The organism is Candidatus Palauibacter sp. (genome assembly GCF_965213655.1).
Classification (GTDB): Bacteria; Gemmatimonadota; Gemmatimonadetes; order Palauibacterales; family Palauibacteraceae; genus Palauibacter.
The window spans coordinates 19,836-43,368 of the sequence record NZ_CBDBZT010000002.1; the positions used below are offsets into that span (position 1 = coordinate 19,836).

Sequence of the window (23,533 nt, forward strand, 5' to 3'; positions counted from 1 at the left end):
AATCACCGGCCGCGAATTGCCTCGAGGTAGTCGTCCGTGTTCCCGCCCCTCCCAAGGATGCCGTAGACGCGGTCCACGGGATGTTCCGCGGCGGTCTTCTTGCGAATGAGCAGGCCCCCCTCCGTCGGGACGAGTTCCACCTCGACGTTGTGATTCATGCCGAAGCGCTCTCTCAGCTTCTTCGGGATGGTGATCTGCCCCCGCTCGGAGATACGCATGCCTGAACTTACCCCTCTGTGTAAAGTATGAAATACTTATGCAGATAATCATATCTATGTATGCGTTCCACGAGCAAGGCGTTGCCGGAGGAGGCGCCTTCGGACAGCATACTGAGGGAGGACCGTCAACTGGGGATCATCACAGGCGAACTGGTGAGACGAGGCTACGGCCTCGGAAGGCGAGGGCGGGGGCGCTCCGTTGCGTCGCTCCCGATTGCTTTGCCGTTCGTGTTCCTGACGTGCGGCGGGGCCGGAGTCGGCGAGCCGGATCCCGGAGCGGCGCGCGTTGCGTCGGTCGAGATCATGCCGGGCGCCACGCTGATCGTGGGAGAGGGCGGGGAAGCGAGCTTCTCGGCCGTCGCCCGCACGGAGAGCGGAGCGACGGTGTCGGGTGCGTCCGCGCGCTTCGAGTGGTCCGTCGAAGATCCGGCGGTCGCGACCCTCACTTCGGGATCCTCGGCGATGGCGGTCGCGAGGGGGGGCGCGCCGGGGGTCACGCGGGTCGTCGCCGCGGTGGATGGGGTGCGCGGCGAGGCGCGGCTCGAGGTCTTCGTGCCGGAGGAAGTCTCCCGCTACGAGCCGGGGCGGAGGTACCTCGGTCGGAACGGTTACGTGGAGTACATCCCCGGGGACATGGGGATTATCCTGTCCGCCGCTCACGGTGGCGCCATTCTCCCGGCCGAGATCCCCGACCGCGAGGGCGGGACCCATGTGACAGACACGAACACGCGCGAACTGACGCTCGCCATGCGCGACGCGCTGTTCGAACTCACGGGACGGACGCCCCATGTCATCATCTCCCACCTCGTGCGCGCGAAGCTCGATCCGAACCGTGAGATCGTGGAGGCGGCCGAGGGGAACCCGTACGCGGAGCAGGCGTGGCGCGAGTTCCAGGGGTGGATCGAGACGGCGCGGACGACGGTGGCCGAAGACTTCGGGACGGGGCTGTACCTGGACATCCACGGCCACGGCCACGCCATCGACCGGCTGGAGTTGGGCTATCTGATCGGCCGGGACGATCTCGACCTGCCGGACGCGGCGCTCGACCGGGCGGAGGTCATCGCGCGCACGAGCATCCGGACGCTCGGGGAGACATCCTCCCTCCCGTTCTCGCAGCTTCTCCGCGGCGCGACATCCCTCGGAGGGCTCCTGGAGGCGGAGGAGGTGCCGTCGGTGCCGAGTCCGGCGGACCCTTCACCCGGCGACGCACCTTATTTTCGCGGGGGATACAACACGCGCGAGCACGGCTCGCTGCTGGCCGGCGAGATGGTGAGCGGCATTCAGATCGAACACCACTACCGTGGGGTGCGGGATACGGACGGGAACCAGCGCGACTACGCGGCCCGGGCGGCCCGCGCGCTGCGGCGCTTCATGCTGGAACACTACGGGGAGCACTACGCGGGGATCGGGGGTACGAGTCCACCATGAACAGACCTGGAATGTGCACGCGGCGGCTCGCGGCTCGGGCCGGACTCCTGGCGGCCACCGGGGCGGCCGTAGTGGCGGCGGTGCCCCACGCGTGCGCGATCCTGGCCCAGGAGAGGCCACCGGAGGCGTCCGGGGAACCCTCTCCGGAATCGACGGTGCTCATGCTTTGGGGGGGCGTACGAGCCGATGGCGAAGTCGTGCTCGAACCCGCTTTCGCGTATGAGGGGAGTGTCCGCGGTCCGGGGGCGCCCGGCGACTACCGGGTGCGGGGTCTGGACGGCGAGGGGGAGACGCTGTTCTCGATCAGCTTCACGCCGGGCGAGATCTCGGACGGGAGCAAGGGGTTCTCGTACTCGATTCCGTTCGATGCGGCGTGGACGGAGGCGCTGGACCGGCTCGAGTTCAGCGCGCCGGAGGGAGTCACGACGGTGGACCGGGAGGCGGGCGCCCGGGCGATGATGGTGATCGACCGCGCCACGGGGCAGGTGCGGTCGATCTTGCGCCGCGGTCCCGTCCCGCTTCCGCCGGAGTTGGCGGCCGACAGTTCGCGGGTCAGGATCCTGCGGGGACTGCCGCGCCCACTGCTGCGCCCGCCGCCGCGTCCGCCCGGTTGACGTGTTAGCTTGGGTCGCGCCGGGCGGGTCTCACGTCGTACTCGCCCCGAGTCTCGGCCGGGTAGCTCAGTTGGTAGAGCAACGGACTTTTAATCCGCAGGTCGTGGGTTCGATCCCCACCCCGGCCCCTCTCTCCCGCGGCGGCCTCACTCCGGAGACCGGTCACCTCGATCCAGTCGAAGAGCGCGGTGCGGCCCGTCGCGCCCTGTCGCGGCACGCCCCACACTCCGACCGAGATCAGGTCGGTGGGCAGGTCCGCCCTGAACTGGAATTCGAACAGTTCCTCCGTCGCCGCCTCCACCCGCAGCCGCTGGCCCCTGAGGCTGACCGCGACCTCGGTGAGTTCGCCCGCGCCGTCCCTGACCGCCTCCGACCTGCCGTAGGTGTCCCGTACGACGTACCACCCGGGCCCGAACTGCCCCTGGGCGTCAAACACGTAGAAGCGGTAGTTGGTGTCCTCGTCGTTGATCGACACCCCTGACCCCAGGTTGAAGGCGTAGACCGGAAAGCGTGCGTGTCCGGTGAAGAAGACGAGGGATGGGTCCGTGTTCTCGGTCGTGGCGCGGCCCATGCTGGCGCGCACTTCCCACGACGTGATCGGCGATTCGAGGTCGCGGGTCACCGTACCGCGGCGTCCGCTCGTGGTATTCCTCACGCTAAGGATGCCGTCCGTCACGGTGGCGGTCGCGTACTCGGTCTCCCAAGCGGTGGGGTCGAACGCGTTGAAGTCGTCGCGGAACCCGTCGGGCCGGGCGGCCGTGACCGTTACGGTGAAGTCCTGTGTCGCTTCCCGTCCTCGGGAGTCGCTCGCGGTGACCGTGACGTTCGCCGTCCCCGTAGCCACGCCCGTCAGCGCGAGTAGGCGGTTCGGGACCGAAGCGGTGACGATGCCGGAGTCCGTGCTCGCCGCCGCATAGGCGAGCGAGTCCCCGTCGGGATCCCGGAAGTACGCCGACACATCCAGGCGCACGGTCTCCCCCGCGAGGAGGCTTTGGGTGGGGATCTCGTCGACGGTTTGGGGCGAGTTGTTGGGCGGGCCGACGACGACGGAGGTGCTCTGCGCGGCCGAGAGGCCGCCGGGGTCGCGCGCCGTGACAGTGAGCGTCACCGCTCCGGTCGAGACGCCGGTGATCGTGACGACGGCCCCGGACGCCGAGACCCGGGCGATGTCCGAGTTCGTCGTCGCCGCGGTGAATGTGAGCGAGTCCCCGTCGGGATCCCGGAAGTACGGCGACACGTCCAGCGTCTCCGCTTCGCCGGCGGGGAGGCGCTGCGGCGCGAGCATCTCGACCGCTTCCGGCACGCGGTTGGGCAGTTGCGCCGTCACCTCGAACTCCTGGGCGGCCTCGAGGCCCTCACCGTCCCGCGCCGCCACCGTGACCGTCGCCGTGCCTGCGCCCCCACGGCGGCCAGCGTCAGCGTGGCGTCGGCCGCGGAGGCCGTGACCACCGCCGTATCGCTGCTCTCGGCGGCGTAGGCGAGAGTGTCTCCGTCGGGGTCCCGGAAGTAGACAGAGAGGTCGACGGTGAGGTAGGCGCCCCTGGTGAGGACCCGGGCCGGCATCGTGTCCGCCACCGTCGGCGCACGGTTGCGTGGCCGCACCGTGACGGCGCCGCTGAGAGCGGCGGAGCCGGGCGAAACCTCCGTCACGGTGACCGGCGCGGATCCTGAGAACGCCCGCGTCCAGTCCTCGTTCTCGGTCACAGTGCTTAGGCCGGTCGGCGGCCTGTTCGACATCGAACTGCAGTTCCTGAGCGCTGTGCCCCCGACACATGAGGCGACCTTCCAGGCTGCGGCGGCCTGGTGGGAGTCGACGCTCGCCGAGACGGAACTTGCGGACGTCCGGTTCTCCGCAGGACAGCGCACGTGCAGCGACACGCCTCAGTTGTCGGAGGCACAGACGATCGATGATCTCCTCATCCTTGTGAGCGTGGTCGAGATCGACGGGCCGGGTGGTACGCTCGGGAGCGCCGGGCCCTGCCTGATCCGCACTTCCTCGCTGCTGCCCATCCTCGGGAGGATGCGGTTCGACGTCGCCGACTTCGACCGGATGGAGCGGACCGGCGATCTGTTCGAACTCGTCCTGCACGAGATGGCGCACGTGCTGGGGCTGGGGACCCTGTGGGAGCGTCACGGCCAGCTGCGGAACCCCTCGACGGCGGGCGTCTCGCGCGACACGCACTTCGCGGGCAGGGCCGCCATCGAGGCGTTCGACGAGGCGGGGGGCACGGCATACACCGGGGGCGGGAAGGTGCCCGTGGAGAACAGCACGGGCCTTAGGGGATCGGATAACAGCCACTGGCGAGCCTCGGTGTTTGGGAACGAACTCATGGTCGCGTTCCAGAAGAGCGGCATCCGCGAACCGATGAGCGCGATCACGATCCGGTCGCTCACCGACCTCGGCTATGCCGTCAACCTCGACCTCGCCGAGCCGTACCGGCTGCCGCTCGCCGGCGCCCGCGCGGCGCCTGACCCCGACCACGTCATTTTCCTCGGCGACGACATCCTGCGGGAACCCATCCACGTGGTGGATTCCGAGGGCCGCACGGTGCGCGTGATCGGCAGCGATCGATGAGGACCCGGGCAAGGATCCGCGCGGCGGGCGTCGTCGTGGCCGCCGGCTGGCTCGCCGGATGCGCCGACGGGACCATGGGGCCGGCGCCGATCCCGCCGCCTCCGCCACCGCCACCGCCGAACCATCCGCCCGAGGCGAGCAGCACCCTGCCTTCGGCAACGCTCGTCGTCGGCGACACGCTCGCTTTCGCCGTGTCGAATTTCTTCCGGGACCCGGATGGAGACTCGCTCGCCTACACGGCGGAGACCACGCAGGCCGGGGTGGCGGAGGCGACAGTAGCGGGGGACCGCGTGACCCTCATCGGGGTGGCGCCGGGTTCCATCGCACTCACGGTGACGGCGCGCGACCCCGGCGGGCTCTCCGCAGCGGACTGATTTCCAGCCGGCTGCCATGCGCGACCACCGATGCGATGGTCGGATCCTCCGCCTCCGCCGTGTAGGCGAGTCTGTCCCCGTCGAAGTCCGTGAAGTGCAGCGACAGGTCGATGACCGCGGCATTCATCGTCGTCAGCAACACGTCGGGAATCGGGTCCGTGGCCACCGGCGGCCGGTTGGGCACAGTCACGGTGAACACCTGCTGGGCCGCGAGTCCGTACGTGTCAGTGGCCGTCAGGGTGATCGTCGCCGTGCCTTTGCGTACGGCGGCGACTGTGAGGTACACCCTGCCCTGCGAGACCATGGCCACACCCGCGTTCGAAGTGGCGGGCGAATAGGTCAGCGTGTCGCCGTCGGGGTCCGTGAAGTAGCGGGTCACGTCCACGCCCATCGAGTTGCCGGCTCTCAATTCGAGGGCGGGGATCGAATCGACCGGCGCGGGCGCCCGGTTGGGCACCGTCACGACGAGCGTCTGGCGGGCGGAGAGGCCGTTCGGGTCGCGCGCCGTCACCGTCACGACGGCTGTCCCCCGGGCCACTGCCGCGACCGTCAGAATATCTCCCGCCACCGCGGCCGCGACCACTTCGGCGTCCGAGGTCCCGGCCTCGAAAGTCAGGTCGTGGCCATCGGGATCCCGGAAATGGGAGGCGAGGTTCAGAGATGCCGAATCGCCCGGCGCCAGTTGCAGGGCGGGGAGCGCCGCCCGCGCGACCGGGGCCTGGTTCGTGACCGTGACCGCAAAGATCTGCTGCGCGGCCTGCCCGTCGGGATCCACGGCCGTCACCGTCACCGTGGCCGTACCCCGCGACACCCCCGCGACCGTCACCTCGCTCCCGGCGATCGAGACCGAAGCCATCTCCGCGTTCGATGAGGACGCCGCGTAGCGCAGCGCGTCCCCGTCCGGGTCGCGGAAGAAGGGCAGCACGTCGAGCGTGGCGGAGTCCCCCACCACGAGCGCCGCGGCGGGAACCGACCCCACGGCGGCCGGCGCCCGGTTGGGCGGGGGAGGAGGAGGCCCCGGCACCGGCTCCGTGGCTCCCTCCCCGCACGCCGCGGCCAGAACGAGCGCGGCCAGGGCCAGCCGTCCCCGCACGTCACGGAATCGGGTCACTAAATCGGATATCTCGCCGCGCGCGTCAGACTAGTTCCAGCGGTAGCCGAGGCGGGCGTAGTAGAAGCCGCCGTTGGAGCCGAAGGGGGAGCCCGGGCCGTAGCGGTTGCCGGAGAACGTCGCCCCCGGGTTCTCCTGCGGGTAGGTGTTGAGCGCGTTCTGGCCGCCGACGGCGAGCGTCATCGCCTCGCCGATCGACCAGGTCGCCTCGAGGTCCACGAGGTACGCACCGGGATATGCGAGGTCGTCCCGCGCATCGAACCAGCCGTCGTAGGAACTGAGGCGCGCGAGCAGCCCCAGAGGGCCGAACGCGCGCTTGCCCGTAAGGATCCAGCGCGTGGCGGGGAGCGCCTCCTCGAGCTGCCGGATGCGGGTCTCGTCCACCTTCTCCGGGTCGAACTTTGTGACCTTCGTGTTCGTGTGGTTGAAGGCGAAGCTGATCGAAGTCCCGCCCCCCGCGGAGGGCGGCGCCCAGGTCGCGACGACGTCGATGCCCTGTGTGCGCGTGCTGAAGTCGTTCGTGAAGAAGCGGAATTCCTGCAGGTTGCGCGCGCTCACGATGCCCTCCTCGACGAGCCGCGTCTGTTCGTCGGCCGTGAGGGTGAAGCGCTGCGTCAGCGCGAGGCGGTCGGAGAGTGCCACGCGGAAGTAGTCCGCCGTGAGAAGGAAGGCGCCGAGGTCCAGCACCGTCCCGGCCGCGAAGTTGCGGGATCTCTCGGCGTCGAGCGGGACCCCGCCGCGCAGCGCCGCGACCGCCGAGGTGGAGGGGATGGTGCCGCTGTTGACGAGGTCCCCGAGTTCGCGGTCGAAGATGGTCGACACGTTGAAGGCGTTCTGCTGGCCGGGCGTGGGCGCCCGGAAGCCGGTGCTCAGGCTGCTGCGCAGCGCGAGGTCGTCGGTGAGCCCGTAGCGTCCCGCGAGCTTGCCATTCAGCGTGGATCCGAAGTCCTCGAAGTTCTCGAAGCGCAGAGCCCCGCCGAGCGTCCAGCGGTCGTTCCGGTAGTCGTGGAGTTCGGCATCGGCGTACACGGCGGTATTCGTGCGGTGCCAGTCGCCGGCCGCGATCGGACTGAAGCCCGGGAATCCGTTGGAGCCTGCGCTGAATCCCTGCGGCGCGAGGGGCCCGAGCCTCCACGAGGCCTCGTCGCCGAGCCCGATCGTGAAGTACTCGTCGCGCCACTCGATGCCGCCGGCCACGTCGAGCAGGTCGCTCACCGTGTAGGCCGCGTCCACGTGCAGGTCGACGTCCACCTGACGGTAGAGCCCCGGATCGAACTCCACGGGCGTGGCCGAGCCGAGCGAGGCGTTCACCGTGTTGAAGATGAAGAAGTCCACCTCGTTCCGGCCCCAGTTGGCGCTCACGTCCCAGTGGAGGCGTCCGGCCTGTCCCTCGACCCCCGCAACGAGGGAGGCATCCGTCACATCCGCCCCGAATTGGGGCGTGAAGCCGCCGGGGAACCGCTCCTGGAAGGTGAAGCAGTTGGGATCCGAGAGGACGTGATTCAGGGCGGCCTGGTCCGGGAGCCCGTCCGTGACCCTGACCACGGGGCAGCCGGCGGAGCCGTCGAGCACGCCATCCTCGGCGTCGAGCAGGTCGCCGATGAGGAGCGTCTCCCCGCCGTCCAGGCTGAACACGCCGCTCCGCGTGTTCGGGTTGCGGAAGAAGAAGCCCCCGGTCACGTGCTGGCTCGCGTAGTTCGCGTGCGCGTAGGCCTTCGTGGAGCTGCCGAGGAAATAGCCGAAATTGCCCCACAGCTTGAGGTCGTCCTCGATCTCCGGCGCGCCCCAGATCTGCGCGGGATCCCGCACATGCGTGTTCCCCCGCGAAACGAGGAGGGCGGCGTCCGACCGCTGCACGCTGCGGCTGGTCGAGTTCGACCGGCCGTACTCGGCGCTCAGGTTCGCGAACCCCGTGGCCCCGAGCGGAAGTCCGGTATTGCCGGAAATCGTGTAGCCCTCCCCGCCGCCGTCGCCGAAGCCGCCGGCCCGCATCTCGAGCGCGCCGCCCGAACGCGCATCCCTGAGGTGGAAGTTCATCACGCCGGCGATCGCGTCGGAGCCGTACTGGGCCGAGGCGCCGTCGCGCAGGACCTCGACCTGGCGCAGCGCGATGGCCGGAATGCTGGAGAGATCCGGCCCCTGCGCGCCGTCGGCCACGCCGTTGCCGATCCAGAGGATGGCGGCCGCCCGATGGCGCCGCTTTCCGTTCACGAGCACGAGCGTGTGGTCCGGGGCGAGCCCGCGCAGGTTCGCGGGTCGGATGATCTTGGCCGCGTCCCCCGTGGCCTGCGGGTTGATGTTGTAGGAGGGGACTGTGGTTCGCAGGAGGTCGCCGATGTCCGTGTCCCCCTGATCCATCAGTTCCGAGGGGGCGATCGCGTCGATCGGGACCATCGACTCGGTCACGGTACGGGGTCTCGAGCGGCTGCCGGTGGCGACGAGGCCGGCGACGGAGATGACGGTCTGGGTCAGGGGGACCTCGAGCACGACGACGGAGTCGTCCACGACGGTCGCCTCGCGGAATTCGATGCCATAGCCCAGCAGGCGAACCTCTACCCTGACGGGGCCGGGCGGGAGGCCCGGGAGGTGGAAGTGTCCCTCGAAATCCGTGATCCCGCCGTAGCCGAGCCCCGGAAGCGAGATCTGTGCCCCCGGCAGACCCGCGCCCGTCTCGGCGTTGAGCACGATGACGTCCAGTCCACCTTCCTGTGCGAGGACTCCCGCCGGCGCCATCGGCAGCGCCAGGACCGCAATGAAGAAGATTCTCCGCATCCTACGCCTCCTTCACGCCCGTCGGGGCGGCGGAGAGCAGATTCCTGGTCCAGGCCGCGACGTGGTCCATCTGCCCCTCCCGTTCGCCCGCCCACCGGGGCAGCCGGAGGGCGTTGGCGACCAGCACGCCTCCGCCGCCGAGGCCCATCAGCGCGGGGACCATCAGCGCGGCGCCCGTCCTGCCGTCCGCGACCATGAGGAAGGCGACGATCACCGACATGACGGCAAACATGACCCCCAGGACGGTCGTTTCGAGCGCGTCGCCCTTGCGCGTTCCCAGGCGGAGCCGGTGGCCGGACTCCGACTGTTCGAGAACCGCGTGGAGGTTCCCGTTGCTCCATTCGCGGATCCCGCCCTCGGCCCTGACCTCGCCCTTCGCGTCGAACGTGGCCCGCAGTTCGGCGACCAGAAATCGCCACTCGCGATCCGTCAACTCCCGCGGGAGATCAACGACCCGGCCCGCGGAAATCGGAATGCCCAGCAACTTCCGCCGCGGAAGCGTGCGCGGGAGCGCCTCAAGGTCCGCGGCCGCCACCGCGATCCGCTCGGCGGAGAGGCCGACCTCCAGACCCACAGCCTGGAGTTCCTTGAGCGTGAGGCCTCCCTCCACGCGCGCGGGCGGGCTCGCCCGGTCTTCCTCGGCGGCGCGCGCGAAAACCTCTCGGATCTCTTCTTCTCCGTACCGGCGTTTGCTGTCCATGGCGGCGTGAATCTGTAGTCCATCGGCGGGCGATGGAAGGATGACGATGGCGGCACGGATGATGGCGGAATGGCACCGGACGACGCAGCTTGTCGCGGTGCGCTGCGCCGGGGGGCGCACCGAGTCGGGCGGGTAGCGAGACGAGGAGGGGGATGTGAAAGCCATCAAATGGCTTGCGGCGTTTGCGGTCGTTACGCCTCTGCTAGGTCATGGATCCGGGGCGGCGCAGACCGCGTTCGGAATCAAGGGCGGCGCGACCTATGCTGACGCGGCTTTCAGGGACCAGTTCACGTCGGAAGCGCTCCTCCGAAAGGTGGGCGGCGGCTTCGTGACGTTGCCGCTGTCGGAGCGCGCCACGGTTCAGTTGGAGGCGCTCTATATCGAACGGGGGTTCTCGACCTCGGGCCTCCACCAGGATGGCTCGAGCACGAGGATGTCCTATCTGGATTTCCCTATCTTGCTAAGGTTTCGCCCGACACCGAACGCCGGGCGCGTGCGTCCGATCCTCGTGGGCGGCGCGTACTGGGGGCACGAAGTGGCGTGCCGTCTGGAAGGCGGCGTGGCGCAGTTCGAGGAGAGCAACAGCTGCGAGGGGCGGTTCCAGCTGCGCGGGGTCGCGGACGTGGGCCTGATCGTCGGCGCGGCCCTTGAGGTGACGACCGCCGACGCCTGGTTCGTGACGCTCGAAGCCCGCTACCACTACGGGGTGAGGAACCTTCACTGGGACCCCGCGTCCGATGGCGCGCAGGCGCGTAACCTGTCCGCCATGGCCGGTGTTGGAGTACGGGTCGGAGGCTGACCGCTAGTCCGGTCCGCCGGGCCGGCCCGTGGCCTGCCATGCGGGAGGCGGCGTGGCGGGCCACGCCTTGACGGCTTCGACGATCCCGCGCGCGGACTTCTCCGGCGCCTCCAGGATCACGCCCCGGTCTCGCGCGCTCGTCATGAACCCCGTCTCGATGATCACGCCCACCGTGCTCGGATGGAGTGCGTGCCGGTAGCGGCGGTAGTTGAAGGCGTAGTAGTTCCGCATGCGGCGCGTTGCGATCGGCAGGCCCCGGAGACCCGTCGCTTCTCCGTACTTCTCCCGCAGGATCTGCGCGATCTCCGGCGCGCGTCCCGTGGCGTCCCGGCGCGGAGAGGCCACGCGGTATCCTGAAGCCTGGGGGCTGTCGCTCCCGTCGGCATGGATCGCGATGAAGAGGTGCGCGCGATAGCCCGGGGGGACGACGGCGGGGAGGATGTCGACCTCGTAACCGAGCGCCTCGAGTTCGGCGCCCGCGAGCCGGGCGATGGCGAGGTTCGCCTCCCACTCGGCGGTCTCCCGCCACCGCGTACCGTTGTAGCGGATACGGCGGAGTTCGTGAGGGGCTTCATCGGCCCGCCAATGCCCGGCCTGCAGTCCGATGCGGATGGGTGCGGCGGGCCCGGGCACCGTGGCGTGCCCAAGCGCGCTCGCCTCGCCCTCCGACCCGCGTCGGGCGGTGGACGATTCCTGGGCGACTGCGGGTCGGGGCGCCTCGTGTCCGGCGACGAGGGCCACGGCGACCGTGAGCAGCGTTAGCCTCAAATCTGGCCTCAAGTGCGCGATCTCCTCCCAAGGCGATCCCGGCGGGCCTCGACATCCGACCCCCAGCCAAGACCGTTGACGCTACCCGCGGCAACTCTCACGGGCAATACGCGCCGCCCGGCCGGGGTTCCCGTTCAGCGGCAGCGCAGGCCGGGACTCGCCGGGAGCCCATCGGTGGCGGAGGCCGCGAGCGCGTTGAACAGGAGCTTGAACGTGTTGCGCGGCTGGCCGCGGAAGTGGGGCCGGAAGGCGAAGAGCACGACGTGCCCCGCTCCGACTTCGACCTGCGCGACGGCCGGATAGCCGGCGAGCACCTCCTCGCCGCCCAGCGTCCAGCCGCTGACGAGGAAGTCGTCGTCCGCGTAACACACGGGCGTCGAGACTCGGCCGCCGCCCGCGACCCCGCCGCTCGCCGCGCCGCCGGTGCGCTCGAGCACCTGGCTGCGCGCGAAGAGGGCCATCGCCTCCTCGTCCATCCCGTAGCCGAGTGGGTGCGAGGGGTCGACATCGAGCCGGATGACGGAACCGGGGATGAAGAACTCCTGCGAGGACAGCCCGCGAGTCCGGTTGCGGAAGGGGAGGGCGAAGGTCTCGATGGCGTAGTCCACGGCCTGGTCGAAGGCCACCAGCCACCCGCCGCCCTCGACGAAGCCCCTGAGCGCGGCGGCGCCCTCCTCGCCGAGCCCGCCGGTGTACTGTTCCGGCATGGACCCGGGTGCGTGTCCCTGCGCGATCCCGCCCGCGCCCTGCGAGGGAAGAAGGACGACATCGAAGCGCGACAGGTCCCCTTCTCTCACGTCCGCGTCCCACACGTTCTCCCACTCGAAGCCGTACTGGTCCAGCACCCAGCGGGTCCAGCCCTCGGGCATCGGGGCCTGCCACGAGCGATAGATCGCCACGCGCGGCGCGTGGGCCTCGGCAACGGCGTCGGAGGAGGGCGAGGCGGACACCCCGGTGAGCGTCAGGCCGTGGTCGGCGGCGAGCGCGCGGGCGGCGTCGGCGGACAGTCCGGGGAGCCAGTACGCCCCTGCCGGCACCTCGCCGTTCGGCGTTGGGAGCATCTGCACGGTGCGGAAGCGCTCCGGAGCTTCGTCCGCGTCCTCCGCTTCGCCGCGCCCGCCGCCCGAAGCGGACAACCCGCGGTAGATCGAGTTGGCGTTGCCGTGCGCCGCGAACCCCGCCGCCCCCTCGCCGCGCACTTCGCCGATGTCGGCCGAGGCCTCGCCCCACTCGCCGCGCGGCATGTCGAACGGCTCGTCCACGTTCACGGCCTCGAGGCCCATCTGGAAGCGGAGTTCGTAGCCCGTCATGTCGTACGGCGGCTCGGGCGGCCCGCCGGGGTACTGGCGCCGGTCCGGGTACTGCTTCGGTTCCATCAGGTCGACGACGTAGGGCCGGAAGGCCTGGGGCGGAATCACGTACGACCCCGCGGGGAAGGCGACCTCTCCCGCCGAACCCTCAATCGAAAACGGCTCCGAGGCGCGCAGAAATTCGATCCCGGATTGCGACATCAGGTTCATGAACTCGACGACGGTCCCGGGGTCGTGCGAGGCCGCCGGATCCAGCACGTAGGCGAACGGACCGCCCTCGGCCGCGTTTCCGCGCTCGATCTGGCGCCGGCCCATCCGGTAGTGGTTGAAGAGGTACTCCTCCTTGAGCTTCGCGCCCATGTCCGCCACGGCCTTGGCGGCGGTCATCATGTAGTCCATGGCGTCGCGCAGGTGCCAGCAGCCGCCGAGCCACGGGTTGTTGTAGTTCGTCGAGGGCGTCTTCGCGGGCAGGTTCCCGGCACGCGCGCCGAACGTGTCCGGGATCTCGTCCTCGTCGTAGCAGCGGGGCGTCGCGTAACCCGCGCCCGCCGTCTCCGTCAGGAAGCCGAGCATGTTGTGATAGTCGGGCCCGCCTCTCATCGACCCGTTCCACCACAGGTCGAACACGATGCCGCTGTTCACGCCCGGCTTCCCCTCCTCGTCGAAGCGGCGCCGCATCGAATGCCCCATCTGATTGAGGGAACTCACCACGAGCGGGTCGAGGTGCGGGCTCACGGGGTTCTCGAAGGGCGGCATCCAGATGCGCCCGGGGAAGGGGCTCGACTGATGCTGATTATAGACGATCTGCGGAAACCAGTTGTGATAGAGTTGCCGCGTCACGGCCTGTGTTTCGACCTGCGTCAGCATGTACCAGTCGCGGTTATTGTCGTGCCCGATATAGTGGTGATAGAGCTCCGGGACGCGCGCCATCTCGAACTCGCCGCCCACGTTCGACATGTACCAGTCGGCGACGATATTGAGGCCGTCCGGGTTCATGTTCGGCATCAGAAGGACGACGGCGTTCTCGCGGATCCGCCGCGTCTCGGCCGACTCGTCCGTCACGAAGTGGTGCGCCATCTCCGGCATCAGCTGCCCGTGCGCGACCTCGGTGGCGTGCAGCCCGCCGTCGATCCACACGACCGCCACGCCCTCGCGCGCCAGCGCCCGTGCCTCCTCCTCATCGAGGACCGAACCGTAGCCTTCGTCCGGGTCGCGAGCGTAAGCCAGCGTGCGCGTGATCTCGCGAATCCGTTCCAGACGCTGGAGGTTCGCCGGTGAGGAGATCGCGGCCAGGTAGAGCGGCTCGCCGCGCGTGCTCTCGCCGATCTGCTCCAGCACCATGCGGTCGGTGGAAGCCGTAAGCGCCTTGAAGTAGGCCTTGATCCCGTCGTAGTTCGTGAGCTTGTAGTCCTCGCCGGGCGCGAACCCGATGATCTCCTCGGGGGTCGGCACGTCGCCGCCACCGCCGTCAACCGCGCACCCCGCGAGCAGCAAGGTGCCCAGCATCACGGCCGGCAGCGCAGACGTGGGCAGGACCCGGCCGCGCCGGTGTGAAGTCAGGGCTCGCATGCGTTCACCTCGGCAATCCGTCAGTTCGGGATGACACGGACCACGCGGCCATCGGAATCGACGACGGTGATCGGCCCCCGGAAGATGTCGTCGCCATACGGGATGGCGCGAGCGGGCGTTGCGCGCGCGGCCGCATCGGGCTGCGGCAACTGATACCATTCGGCCAGGCCCACCTTGACCGTGTAGCCGAGATCCGCCAGCGACTGCACCGTGATCAGGCTCAGGGGGTCGCGCTCCCCGATGGTCTGGTAGGGAGTCATCAGTTCGTGCCCGAGCACGGATTCCCGCCAGTGCGAATCGGCTGCCCCGGGACCCGACTGGTTCTCGACGGGCACCTTCTCGCCGTCGTCGTAATTCGCACCGCCCTTCTCGTCGAACGCCTGCCTGGCCAGCGGCCCCGTGAAGTGGGCGTCCGCTCCGGGGTTGTGGACCGAGGGGTTGCGGAGCAGGCCTTGATCGAGCCACACCGTCCCGATCCCGAACACGTGGCCGATCTCGTGCAGGACGACCTCCTCCAGGTCTTTCAGGTCGCCGTCCTCCTGCAACGCTCGCAGGTCGGCCGCGTCGAACTCGACCGCTCCGAGGAAAGGCAGGGCCGAGCCGTCGCGGATACCGCACGGACCCGCCCGCGCCAGCGTCTGCCCTTCGCCGTCGATCTCCCGGATCGAGGCCACGACGACGATGTCGTCCACCGTTCCGATGCGCTGCTCGCTCAGGATGTCCCAGCACCCGGTTTCCGCGTTCTGGCCGCGGGGCACGTCGGGCAGTTCCGTGTCCGCAAGGATCGCCGACCAGAAGCGGACCGCTTTGTGCAGAGCCTCCTTCTGTGACTCGGTGACTTCGTCCAGGAGGATCAGGTCGATGTCGAACGAACCGGGGCTGGCCTCTCTCACCGTCACGGGGAATGAGATCTCCGCCGTCCCGCCCGCCGAGTCGGCCGCCGTCACAGTGGCCATCGCGGTCCCCGCGGCCACGGGCGTCAGGGTCACCGTGTCCCCGCTGACGGTCGCCCCCGCGACAGCGGAATCGGAGGTCTTGGCCGTGTACGTCAAGGCCGCTTCTTCGGGATCCCGGAAGTAGGGCGACAGGTCGATCTCCGTCTCGTGGGCACCGGCCTGCATCCGCTGTGGCGACACTTCGCGCACCGGCACGGGCGGCTGGTTCCCCCCCGACCCGAATAGGACGAGGGGGTTGCCGAGCCCGATTTCGAGGCCGGTGGCGGCTGCCGGGATCGTGGGCGCCGGCCCCGCGACGACCTGTGCCTCGCCCGCACCCTCCCCTGCGCCCATCACGGTGACCTCCATGCTCACGGTGCTGCCGGCCTCGAGCACGGTCGAGTCTGCGGACAGCTCGCCCCCCTGCACGGACAGCGGGATCCGCATGCGGAACGGCGCCCCCCCGGCGAGGCGGAGCGCGATCCGGGCCGGCCCAGCGGCGTCGGGGGCCTCTCCGTCCGTGCGCTCGACCTCGATCTGGAGCGCAAACGGCGCCCCCGGGTTATCGGTCAGGCGCAGCGTGTCGAGGCTGGCGAGTCCGACGAACACGCGCTCGGGGAGCCCCTCGAGCCGGTTCCGCTCCAGCCGCAGGATCCGGAGATCCGCGAGCCCCGCGAACGGTTCCGGGGGGAGTGCCGTGAGCCTGTTTCCGTACAGGCGCAGCACCTCCAGCCGGCTGAGACCGGAGAACACCCCTTCCGGCAACGACTCCAACGTGTTCCGGTCCAGCCGGAGGTCCCGCAGGCTCGCAAGTTCGGCAAAGACGCCCTCCGGTAGCGACTCCAGCCCGGCGTCCTGGAGCAGCAGGCTCTCGAGCCGCGCGAGGCCCGCGAAAGCGCGCGCGTCCAACTCCCCAATCCGGCCGTTCCCCAGATACAGCCACTGCAGCGCCGCGAGTCCGCTGAACGCCCCCTCGGGCAGCGTCTCGAAATCGTTGCCGCCCAGGTTGAGCCGCTCCAGGCTATCGAGCCCCGCGAACACGCCGGGCGTCAGCGTGCGGAACGCGTTCCCCCGCAGTTCGAGGATCTCCAGCGACGACAGCCCTTCAAAAGCGCCGGCCGGCAACTCGGCGAGTTCGTTCTCGCCGAGGTCCAGCGTCGCGAGCCTCGAGAGCCCCTCGAAGGCGCCGGCCGGCAGTGTCTCGAAACCGTTGTTCCGCAGGCGCAGCGTCTCGAGGCTCGCGAGGTCGTGGAAGGCGCCCGCAGGGAACTCGATCAGGCCCACGCCGGAGAGGTCGAGGTTCCTCAGGTTGTAGAGGCCGGACAGGTCGCCGCGCCGCAGGGAGGGGATCTCGTATCCGGCGAGGTTCAGGGTCGTGATCCCGAGATGAGAGATCGTTACGCCCTGACAATTCGGCGCGCGCGTGCGCACGACGAGAGCATCCCGGATCTCCGGTGTCCGGTCGCAGACACCCTCGTGGATTGCGACCGGAATCGAAGTCGTCGCTCCGAGGGTGTATCCCGCATCCGGCGCCGGTGAATCGAGAGTAAGAAGGAAGACTTCGCGCGCGGGCTCGATGTCCGTGTCGTCGCGGATGGGGATCCGGACCTCCGCAACGCTCGCGCCGGCGGGGACGGACACGGATCCCGCGGCTTCGTAGTCCGCCGCGTCCGCATCCGCCGTTTCCGGATCTTCGTCGGCCGCGAGCGTGAATCGGACGGTGAGGGGAGATACCGGTGGGGGATCGAGCCGGATCGGCACGATGGCGTCGGTGCCCTCGGAGGCCGCGGGCGACGACGACGCGATGGTCGCCACCGGTGTGCGGGCGGGTTCGGGCCCCGGCTCCGTGCTGCCGCCGTCACATGCGGCGATACCCAGAGCGATAGCGGCTGCCGCCCACCGGTTTCGCGTACGAACGATCATTCAGGAATCTTACGGGCGGTACGCGCGCGCTGCCTCCTCGGCGGTGACGTAGCCGTCGAGGACATCCTCCCGGACGCGTTCGGGAGGTCGCCGGGAGGGGTCTCCGAGGCCGCCGCCCCCGGGGGTCTCCAGCACGATCCGTCGGCCGGGGGGCACGACCTCGCGCCCCTTGGGCCGGAAATCGCCCACGCCCGGCACATGGACCCGGCCCGCGGCCCCATCGCCGCCGCCGTCGCGTCCCCGGGCCGGATTGCGGACCCGCTCGAACATCTTCGAGACGGCGAACGCCTCGTCCTCCGCGTGCGAGATCTCCATGACCTGTCCCAGGCCGCCCCGGAACTCGCCCGGGCCGCCGGAGTCGGGGAGGTACTCCTTTCGCCAGAAGATGAGCGGCGCCACCGTCTCGGTGATTTCGATCGGCGTGCTGCGGACGCCCGAGGGGAACGCGGTCGCCGACAGGCCGTCCTTCCCCGGCCGGGCGCCCGTGCCGCCGGCGTGGAAGGGGTTCACGACGAATGCCTCCCCACCGGACCTGTGCGAGCCGGTCAGTCCCGGCCCCGCCATGATGACGGGGTTCCAGAGGCACGACGCGCCTTCGGCGGGCACGGCTCCGGGCTCCAGCGCCTGCTCGAGGCAGCCGAGTACGACGTCCGGCAGCATCTGCCCGATCGCGTGCCGCGCGGAGACGGCGGCGGGCGGGGGCGCGTTGAGTAGCGATCCGGGTGGGGCGGAGACCTCGATCGCGGCCAGCGACCCGGCGTTGTTCGGGACCTCGGAGCCGACGATGCAGCGCACGCCGAACGAACTGTAGGCGCGCGTATAGGTGACCGGGACGTTGATGCCGCGCGACGACATGGGCGAGGTGCCGTCCCAGTCGATCGTGATCGTTCCGTCGGGCAGGACCGTGAGGGCGCACACGAGGTCAAGATCCTCATCGTAGCCGTCGATCCGCATCCGGTTTCGGTACGTCCCGGGACGGAGCGCCCCGATGCGCTCCCGCATCGCCCGCCGCGAGGTGGAGATAATCGTCTCCGCCAGCGGTTCCAGGGAATCGATCCCGAACTCGGTCATCATGGCCACCAGCCGCTCGCACCCGGTGCGGTTGCAGGCGGCCAGCGAGTAGAGGTCGCCCTGGGCCACGTCCGGATCGCGGACGTTCGCCCGCACCAGCCGCATGAGTGTCTCGTCGACCCGTCCGCCCCGGATCAGGTAGCCGATCGGGAGGCGGATCCCCTCCTCGAACACCTGGTTCGCGTCCGCGCCGAAGCCGCGTCCCCCGACGTCGGCGATGTGGCTCGTGGCCGCGAACAGTGCCACCGGACGCCCGTCCAGAAACGTGGGGGTCACAACGGTGAAGTCGTTGAGGTGTCCCGTGCCCTCCCAGGGATCGTTCGTGATGAGGACGTCGTCCTCGCCCAGCGTCTCCACCGGGAAGTCCCGGAGGAAAAACCCGACGGAGGCGGCCATGGCGTTGACGTGACCGGGCGTGCCCGTGACGGCCTGCGCGAGCATGCGCCCGGAGAGGTCGAACACGCCGGCGGAGAGGTCGCCCGCCTCGCGCACGGGAGTCGAGAACGCGGTGCGCACGAGGGTCCGGGCCTGCTCCTCGACCACGGACAGCAGCCGGCTCCACGTGATCTGCCCTTCGAGCGCCGCGATTCCGGTCTGCGCGTCGGTCGCCGCCGCGCCCGCCGCCGCTTCCGCCGCTGCCTGCCGCTCGACGAACAGATGACCCCCGGGGACCACGCGCGCGTCCCAGCCGTCCGGGACCACGGTCGTCGTCTGGTCCTCGGCGATGAGCGCCGTGCCCTCGACGCGGGTTCCCTCCGGGAGCGCCCCTCGCGTGTGAACCGCCGCCGTCATCGACTCGCCGCCGGGTCCGTCCCACAGCTCCGTCCACCGCTCGGGGGTGGGTCCTGTCGGGGCGGGTTGCCCCTCGCCTTGCCCCCCGCGCGACGTTCCCGCGGGAACGTCCGCTTCGGCCAGTTGCCCAACTGGTGGGGTCAATGCGCGGGGCGACGTTCCCGCGGGAACGTCTGCGGCCTCCGTCGCGGGCGCCGAGACGACGAGCGTCCAGCTCAGAATCTCGATGTCGAGGCCCGGGATCGTGCGTCCATAGACCGTCTCGTAGCCGCGATCGAACGCTTCGCGAAGGGTTGCCGCGTCCTCGATGGTCTCCGGGAGGTCGACGCCGATCTCGTGACCCTGGCCCACATAGCGCATGTAGGCGCGCGCCTTCCCGGTCGTGGCCGCCCCCGGCGCCCCGCGCGACACGACGGCCTCCGCCTCGTCCCTCATCTCATCGAACACCGCGCCGACGACCTCGGGATCGAACCCGGACAGGCGCATGTAGCGGCTGCGCACGACCTCGTAGGAGATCGGCGCGAGGAGAAAGCCCACAGCCGAGCCCACGCCCGCATCGGCCGGCACCAGGAAGCGATCCACCTCCAGCTTGTCGGCGAGCCTCGCGGCGTGGATCGGGGCGGAGCCGCCGAAGGCGATGAGTGTGCGTCCCGCCACGCCCTTGCCCCATTCGATCGCGTGCGTGCGGGCGGCGTTAGACATGTTCTCGTCCACCATCTCGCTGATGCCGAGAGCGGCGAGCTTCGCGTCGAGCCCCAGTTCATCGCCCACGCGAGCCTCGATTGCGGCTTTGGACCGCCCTCGGTCGAGGGGAATCGAACCTCCGGCAAAAAACTCCGGATCGATCCGTCCCAGGGCGACGTCCGCGTCCGTCACGGTGGGTTCGTCCCCGCCCCGGCCGTACGCCGCCGGCCCCGGCTCCGACCCGGCGCTGGCCGGCCCCACCTGGATCCGTTCCAGATCGTCGACACCGGCGATCGACCCGCCCCCGGCCCCGATCTCCACCATCTCGATCACGGGGATCCGCACCGGCAACCCGCTCCCCTGCTTGAAGCGGTAGCTGCGGGCGACCTCGAAGGTGCGCGAATGGAGCGGCTGCCCGCCGTCGATCACGCACAGCTTCGCCGTCGTCCCGCCCATGTCGAAGGAGAGCACGTCGCCCAGTTCCAGGTCGCGCGCCAGGTGGCTGGCGAGGATGGCGCCCCCGGCGGGCCCGGATTCCACGAGGCGGACCGGAGCGGCGACCGCCGTGTCGAGCGTCGTGAGTCCGCCCCCCGAGGTCATTAGAAGGAAGGGACAGGCGAGTCCCGATTCGCGCAGCGACGCCGAGAGCCCCCGCAGGTAACGCGCCATGAGCGGCTGGACATAGGCGTTCGCGCAGGCCGTGGACTGCCGCTCGTACTCGCGGACTTCGGGGCATACGTCCGAGGCCAGCGTCACCGGGAGCCCCGGCCGCCACTCCTCCAGGATCTCTCCGATCCGGCGTTCGTGATCCGGGTTGGCGTAACCGTGAATGAGTCCGACCGCGACGGATTCCACCCCCTCCGACGCGAGCGTCGGGAGAAGGGCCCGCACGGAACCTTCCTCCAGCGGCACGAGCACGCGGCCGCGGTGGTCGACCCGTTCCTTCACGGGGAGCCTGAGACGGCGCGGAACCAGGGGCTCCGGACGGTCGACGCCGATGTCGTACTGCTCGAACCGGTTCTCGTGGGCCATCTCGAGTGCGTCGCGGTGCCCGGACGTCACGATGAGGGCGGTGCGTGCGCCCCGGCGTTCGATGATCGCGTTCGTGGCCAGCGTCGTGCCGTGGATGACGAGACGGACGGCGGAGGGTGGGACGTCCGCCAGCCCCAGCACCTTGTGCACGCCCTCGAGGACGCCCCGTTCGGGCGCCGAGGCGGTCGTGAGCACCTTCGTCGTGACGAGGCGCCCGCCGGCCTCCAGCGCCACGTCCGTGAAGGTCCCGCCGATGTCGATCGCGAGCCGAGCCGAGCCGCCCGACCCGTCCGTCGCCCCGCCGCTCACCCGTCTTCGCGCAGGGGGACGGTGTAGTTGAGCGCCAGGCGTCCGCCGTCCGGATAGATCGTCTCGCCAGTGAGGTACGAGGCGTAGTCGCTCGCGAGGAAGACGGCCACCGTCCCGATCTCGTCCGGGTCCCCGAACCGTCCCAGGGGAGTGCGCGAGAGGATCGTGCGCCGCGCCTCTTCGTCGGCGATCACCGAGTCGAGGATGTCGGTGACGATCGTCCCCGGCCCGATCGCGTTCACCCGGATGTCGTGCGGCGCGAGCGCCATCGCCATGACCTTCGTGAGCTGCATGACGCCGCCCTTGGAGGCCGCGTAGGCGAGCTGGTTCGGGATCGTCACGACCGCATTCGTGGACGACATGTGGATGATCGTCCCCTTCACGCCACGCTCCACCATCTGCCGCGCCACGAGGCGGGAGAGGAGAAAGGTCCCGCGCAGGTTGACGCCCAGCACCCGGTCGAAGTCCTCGACCTCGGCGTCCAGGATCGAGCCCGCGGCGATGATCCCCGCGTTGTTGAGGAGGATGTCGCAGCCGCCGAAGCGCTCGGTGCAGGCGTCGAGCAGGGCGGCGCAGTCGCTCTCCTCGCTGACGTCCGCGCGCACGGCGAGCGTCTCCCGACCCGTCTCCTCCGCGATCTCGCGGGCTGTCTCCGCGCAGCGTTGCTCCAGCACGTCCCCCAGCACCACGTCCGCGCCGTGCCGGGCGAAGGCGAGCGCGCACGCGGCGCCGATCCCCTTCGCGGCCCCGGTGACGATGGCCGTCTTCCCCTCGAGTGTGATCATGCTGAGACCTTCCTCGTTCTGTTGACGCTCCACCCGCGACGCTACTGCGAGGTAGCCTTCCCGTGCTGTCTGGTGGTGATGATCCCGCGTTGATCGCCGTTGCGAAACTGACGGAGGTCGGAGCGGCGGTCACTATGGTATCGACGAAAGCGGCGTGTGGCATGGAGCAGCAGGAGATCCTCTGCCGGTGGTGGCGAGCTCGCCAACTCGCGACCCGGATCCCAATATGGTATGATCTCATAAGATACCATGAAGATGGAAGGTACCATGAAAGAACCCAGGCAGTCGATCCCCGAGAGTCCGCCGGATCGCTCGGCCGAACCCGAGCGCGTGACGATCGACGAAGCGGGGCGGCTGGTGGTTCCCGCGCGCTTTCGGAAGGCTCTGGGTATCCGGGGCCGGCAGCAGTTGGTCGTGGGCCTGGAGGGCGACACGATCCGGCTGCGCACCCCGAGCGCGGCACTCGCGCGCCTGCAGGCCATCGCGCGGCAGAAGCGGCAGGGGTCCGGGAGCGTCGTCGATGAGTGCATCCTGGAACGGCGAGCCGAAGCCGCCCGTGAATGAGCCGGTCGCGAGCGTTCTGGACGCTTCGGCCGTCCTGGCGGCGCTCTTCGAGGAACCCGGCGCGGAGCGCGTCGTCCGCGCGCTTGAACGTGGCGCAGCCATTTCCTCCGTGAACGCGGCCGAAGTGGCGGCGCGCCTCTCGCAGAGCGACTGGACCGCGGGAACGGTGGCGAGCGTCTTCGATGAACAGGGGATCGAAATCATCCCGTTCGACCGCGAAACCGCCCTGCTCAGCGGCGCCTATCGTCAGAGCACGCGGCACCTCGGCCTCGGACTGGGTGACCGGGCCTGCCTGGCCACCGCGCGCAGGCTCGGTCTCCCGGCGCTCACCGCAGACCGGAGCTGGGCCGACGTCGCGATCGCCGGCGTAACGGTCGTCCAGATCCGCTGACGGCTCTTGTGGTCACGGTGTGGTAGTGAATTGGAGGGGTGCGGTGCTGCATACTGAATCATCGAAGCGCAACCGGGAGCGATCCGCGATGGAATTCGCAATACGCGAGGCGAAGGCCCGCCTCTCCGAACTCGTCGCCGCCGCCCGCAATGGCGAGCGCGTGATCATTACGAAGCATGGCCGCCCCGTAGTCGAACTGGTGCGGTGCGACCATGGCGGCGGGATCGATTTCGACAAGCTGGAGGCAGCGCGCCGTCGGCTCGGAATCGAGGGCGACCGAGAGAGGTGGCCCCGGGAATACGACGATCCGGCCTTCAGCCGCCACGTACTCGGCCTCGACAACGAGTAGGCGGACGGACGAATGCGCGTCTTGCTCGATACGTCCTACCTCTACGATTTCATGGAGGCGCCGGGACGATTCCGTGAGTCCGAACGCCGGTTTCTCGCCGCTCGTGACGTGCGCCTCCACGTAAGCGCCGTGTCCATCTGGGAAATGCGGCTCAAGTACCAAGCCGGTCGCGCGTCCGGCGCGCGAAAGAGTCCCTTCGCGCCGCAGGGCGTGCTCGCGGTTCTGGAAGATCAGGACGTGACGTTCCTTCCCATGACGATCCTTCATGCCGCGCAGGCGCTCGAGCCACCCCTCGATCACCGGGATCCGTTCGACGAACTGCTGCTGGTCCAGGCTCGGCAGGAGGGTTTCAAACTGCTCACTGCCGACCGGCGTCTGGCCGGCCATCCGCTCGCCGTCGCCGTGGAGGAGCTCGGCTAGGACAGGTCCCTCAACGCCACGTCCTCGCGTTCCCGCGGGA

General features: G+C 69.7%; 20 protein-coding genes, 1 tRNA gene and 1 pseudogene. 11 read left to right on the forward strand and 11 right to left on the reverse strand.

Annotated elements, in window-relative coordinates; translation table 11 throughout:
- Positions 1 to 2 precede the first annotated feature (2 nt).
- Positions 3 to 218, reverse strand: coding sequence for an AbrB/MazE/SpoVT family DNA-binding domain-containing protein (locus ACOOGH_RS01070; protein WP_420447163.1), 216 nt, complete (start codon positions 216 to 218; stop codon positions 3 to 5).
- 60 nt (positions 219 to 278) lie between these two features.
- Here ACOOGH_RS01070 and ACOOGH_RS01075 point away from each other — a divergent pair, with 60 nt between their 5' ends.
- From ACOOGH_RS01075 to ACOOGH_RS01090, 4 genes are all read left to right on the forward strand, one after another.
- Positions 279 to 1,646 carry a hypothetical protein gene (locus tag ACOOGH_RS01075; RefSeq protein ID WP_420447164.1) on the forward strand — a complete coding sequence of 456 codons (1,368 nt, stop codon included), beginning with the start codon at positions 279 to 281 and terminating at the stop codon, positions 1,644 to 1,646.
- Positions 1,643 to 2,260 (forward strand): hypothetical protein, encoded by a 618-nt coding sequence (locus tag ACOOGH_RS01080; RefSeq protein WP_420447165.1) that lies wholly within the window; start codon positions 1,643 to 1,645, stop codon positions 2,258 to 2,260. The genes ACOOGH_RS01075 and ACOOGH_RS01080 overlap by 4 nt, the downstream gene beginning before the upstream one ends.
- 55 nt (positions 2,261 to 2,315) lie before the next feature.
- Positions 2,316 to 2,388: transfer RNA gene (locus tag ACOOGH_RS01085), tRNA-Lys, on the forward strand.
- A gap of 393 nt (positions 2,389 to 2,781) precedes the next feature.
- On the forward strand, positions 2,782 to 3,177 hold the full coding sequence (locus ACOOGH_RS01090) for a hypothetical protein (RefSeq protein WP_420447166.1): 396 nt from the start codon (positions 2,782 to 2,784) through the stop codon (positions 3,175 to 3,177).
- On the opposite strand, the pseudogene ACOOGH_RS01095 reads toward ACOOGH_RS01090, so the two are convergent.
- A pseudogene (locus ACOOGH_RS01095) lies at positions 3,078 to 3,545 on the reverse strand (Ig-like domain-containing protein); the annotation flags it as partial. The gene ACOOGH_RS01090 and the pseudogene ACOOGH_RS01095 overlap by 100 nt on opposite strands.
- A 38-nt stretch (positions 3,546 to 3,583) precedes the next feature.
- Positions 3,584 to 3,823, reverse strand: a complete 240-nt coding sequence (locus ACOOGH_RS01100) for a hypothetical protein (RefSeq protein ID WP_420447167.1) — start codon at positions 3,821 to 3,823, stop codon at positions 3,584 to 3,586.
- Here ACOOGH_RS01100 and ACOOGH_RS01105 point away from each other — a divergent pair.
- Together ACOOGH_RS01105 and ACOOGH_RS01110 are read left to right on the forward strand one after the other, a co-directional pair.
- Positions 3,804 to 4,835, forward strand: a complete 1,032-nt coding sequence (locus ACOOGH_RS01105; RefSeq protein WP_420447168.1) for a leishmanolysin-related zinc metalloendopeptidase — start codon at positions 3,804 to 3,806, stop codon at positions 4,833 to 4,835. The genes ACOOGH_RS01100 and ACOOGH_RS01105 overlap by 20 nt on opposite strands.
- Positions 4,832 to 5,209 carry a hypothetical protein gene (locus ACOOGH_RS01110; protein WP_420447169.1) on the forward strand — a complete coding sequence of 126 codons (378 nt, stop codon included), beginning with the start codon at positions 4,832 to 4,834 and terminating at the stop codon, positions 5,207 to 5,209. The genes ACOOGH_RS01105 and ACOOGH_RS01110 overlap by 4 nt, the downstream gene beginning before the upstream one ends.
- Here ACOOGH_RS01110 and ACOOGH_RS01115 read toward each other — a convergent pair.
- From ACOOGH_RS01115 to ACOOGH_RS01125, 3 genes are read right to left on the reverse strand one after another with little or no spacing between them, the layout of a single operon-like run.
- Positions 5,163 to 6,320, reverse strand: a complete 1,158-nt coding sequence (locus tag ACOOGH_RS01115) for an Ig-like domain-containing protein (RefSeq protein ID WP_420447170.1) — start codon at positions 6,318 to 6,320, stop codon at positions 5,163 to 5,165. The two genes, ACOOGH_RS01110 and ACOOGH_RS01115, sit on opposite strands and share 47 nt — an antisense overlap.
- 30 nt (positions 6,321 to 6,350) lie before the next feature.
- Positions 6,351 to 9,092, reverse strand: coding sequence for a TonB-dependent receptor (locus ACOOGH_RS01120; protein ID WP_420447171.1), 2,742 nt, complete (start codon positions 9,090 to 9,092; stop codon positions 6,351 to 6,353).
- Between the two features lies 1 nt (position 9,093).
- Positions 9,094 to 9,792, reverse strand: a complete 699-nt coding sequence (locus ACOOGH_RS01125; RefSeq protein ID WP_420447172.1) for a hypothetical protein — start codon at positions 9,790 to 9,792, stop codon at positions 9,094 to 9,096.
- Between the two features lie 154 nt (positions 9,793 to 9,946).
- Here ACOOGH_RS01125 and ACOOGH_RS01130 point away from each other — a divergent pair, with 154 nt between their 5' ends.
- Positions 9,947 to 10,591 (forward strand): porin family protein, encoded by a 645-nt coding sequence (locus tag ACOOGH_RS01130; RefSeq protein ID WP_420447173.1) that lies wholly within the window; start codon positions 9,947 to 9,949, stop codon positions 10,589 to 10,591.
- Positions 10,592 to 10,594: 3 nt separating this feature from the next.
- On the opposite strand, the gene ACOOGH_RS01135 is transcribed toward ACOOGH_RS01130, so the two are convergent.
- From ACOOGH_RS01135 to ACOOGH_RS01155, 5 genes are all read right to left on the reverse strand, one after another.
- Entirely contained in the window at positions 10,595 to 11,359 is a 765-nt protein-coding gene (locus ACOOGH_RS01135; RefSeq protein ID WP_420447174.1) for an N-acetylmuramoyl-L-alanine amidase family protein, read from the reverse strand.
- A gap of 134 nt (positions 11,360 to 11,493) precedes the next feature.
- Positions 11,494 to 14,238 carry a M14 family metallopeptidase gene (locus tag ACOOGH_RS01140; protein WP_420447175.1) on the reverse strand — a complete coding sequence of 915 codons (2,745 nt, stop codon included), beginning with the start codon at positions 14,236 to 14,238 and terminating at the stop codon, positions 11,494 to 11,496.
- 20 nt (positions 14,239 to 14,258) lie between these two features.
- Positions 14,259 to 17,096 carry a leishmanolysin-related zinc metalloendopeptidase gene (locus ACOOGH_RS01145; protein ID WP_420447176.1) on the reverse strand — a complete coding sequence of 946 codons (2,838 nt, stop codon included), beginning with the start codon at positions 17,094 to 17,096 and terminating at the stop codon, positions 14,259 to 14,261.
- A 9-nt stretch (positions 17,097 to 17,105) separates the two neighbouring features.
- Positions 17,106 to 20,984, reverse strand: coding sequence for a hydantoinase B/oxoprolinase family protein (locus ACOOGH_RS01150; RefSeq protein WP_420447177.1), 3,879 nt, complete (start codon positions 20,982 to 20,984; stop codon positions 17,106 to 17,108).
- On the reverse strand, positions 20,981 to 21,769 hold the full coding sequence (locus ACOOGH_RS01155) for an SDR family NAD(P)-dependent oxidoreductase (RefSeq protein ID WP_420447178.1): 789 nt from the start codon (positions 21,767 to 21,769) through the stop codon (positions 20,981 to 20,983). Before ACOOGH_RS01155 ends, ACOOGH_RS01150 begins: the two co-directional genes overlap by 4 nt.
- Before the next feature lie 267 nt (positions 21,770 to 22,036).
- On the opposite strand from ACOOGH_RS01155, the gene ACOOGH_RS01160 reads away from it, so the two are divergent.
- The 4 genes from ACOOGH_RS01160 (at position 22,037) to ACOOGH_RS01175 (ending at position 23,493) form a co-directional block, all read left to right on the forward strand.
- Positions 22,037 to 22,333, forward strand: a complete 297-nt coding sequence (locus ACOOGH_RS01160) for an AbrB/MazE/SpoVT family DNA-binding domain-containing protein (protein WP_420447179.1) — start codon at positions 22,037 to 22,039, stop codon at positions 22,331 to 22,333.
- Complete coding sequence (locus ACOOGH_RS01165; protein WP_420447180.1) at positions 22,326 to 22,724, forward strand: type II toxin-antitoxin system VapC family toxin; 399 nt, start codon at positions 22,326 to 22,328, stop codon at positions 22,722 to 22,724. Before ACOOGH_RS01160 ends, ACOOGH_RS01165 begins: the two co-directional genes overlap by 8 nt.
- 88 nt (positions 22,725 to 22,812) lie before the next feature.
- Positions 22,813 to 23,073, forward strand: coding sequence for a type II toxin-antitoxin system Phd/YefM family antitoxin (locus tag ACOOGH_RS01170; protein WP_420447181.1), 261 nt, complete (start codon positions 22,813 to 22,815; stop codon positions 23,071 to 23,073).
- Between the two features lie 12 nt (positions 23,074 to 23,085).
- Positions 23,086 to 23,493 carry a type II toxin-antitoxin system VapC family toxin gene (locus ACOOGH_RS01175; RefSeq protein ID WP_420447182.1) on the forward strand — a complete coding sequence of 136 codons (408 nt, stop codon included), beginning with the start codon at positions 23,086 to 23,088 and terminating at the stop codon, positions 23,491 to 23,493.
- The last annotated feature ends 40 nt before the right edge of the window (positions 23,494 to 23,533 follow it).

Coding starts and splice junctions, on each gene's coding strand:
- ACOOGH_RS01140 (WP_420447175.1), bottom strand. CDS start 14,238: ATGCGAGCCCTGACTTCACACCGGCGCGGCCGGGTCCTGCCCACGTCT.
- ACOOGH_RS01145 (WP_420447176.1), bottom strand. CDS start 17,096: ATGATCGTTCGTACGCGAAACCGGTGGGCGGCAGCCGCTATCGCTCTG.
- ACOOGH_RS01120 (WP_420447171.1), bottom strand. CDS start 9,092: ATGCGGAGAATCTTCTTCATTGCGGTCCTGGCGCTGCCGATGGCGCCG.
- ACOOGH_RS01125 (WP_420447172.1), bottom strand. CDS start 9,792: ATGGACAGCAAACGCCGGTACGGAGAAGAAGAGATCCGAGAGGTTTTC.
- ACOOGH_RS01155 (WP_420447178.1), bottom strand. CDS start 21,769: ATGATCACACTCGAGGGGAAGACGGCCATCGTCACCGGGGCCGCGAAG.
- ACOOGH_RS01070 (WP_420447163.1), bottom strand. CDS start 218: ATGCGTATCTCCGAGCGGGGGCAGATCACCATCCCGAAGAAGCTGAGA.
- ACOOGH_RS01160 (WP_420447179.1), top strand. CDS start 22,037: ATGAAAGAACCCAGGCAGTCGATCCCCGAGAGTCCGCCGGATCGCTCG.
- ACOOGH_RS01080 (WP_420447165.1), top strand. CDS start 1,643: ATGAACAGACCTGGAATGTGCACGCGGCGGCTCGCGGCTCGGGCCGGA.
- ACOOGH_RS01170 (WP_420447181.1), top strand. CDS start 22,813: ATGGAATTCGCAATACGCGAGGCGAAGGCCCGCCTCTCCGAACTCGTC.
- ACOOGH_RS01110 (WP_420447169.1), top strand. CDS start 4,832: ATGAGGACCCGGGCAAGGATCCGCGCGGCGGGCGTCGTCGTGGCCGCC.
- ACOOGH_RS01175 (WP_420447182.1), top strand. CDS start 23,086: ATGCGCGTCTTGCTCGATACGTCCTACCTCTACGATTTCATGGAGGCG.
- ACOOGH_RS01100 (WP_420447167.1), bottom strand. CDS start 3,823: ATGCCGGCCCGGGTCCTCACCAGGGGCGCCTACCTCACCGTCGACCTC.
- ACOOGH_RS01075 (WP_420447164.1), top strand. CDS start 279: ATGCGTTCCACGAGCAAGGCGTTGCCGGAGGAGGCGCCTTCGGACAGC.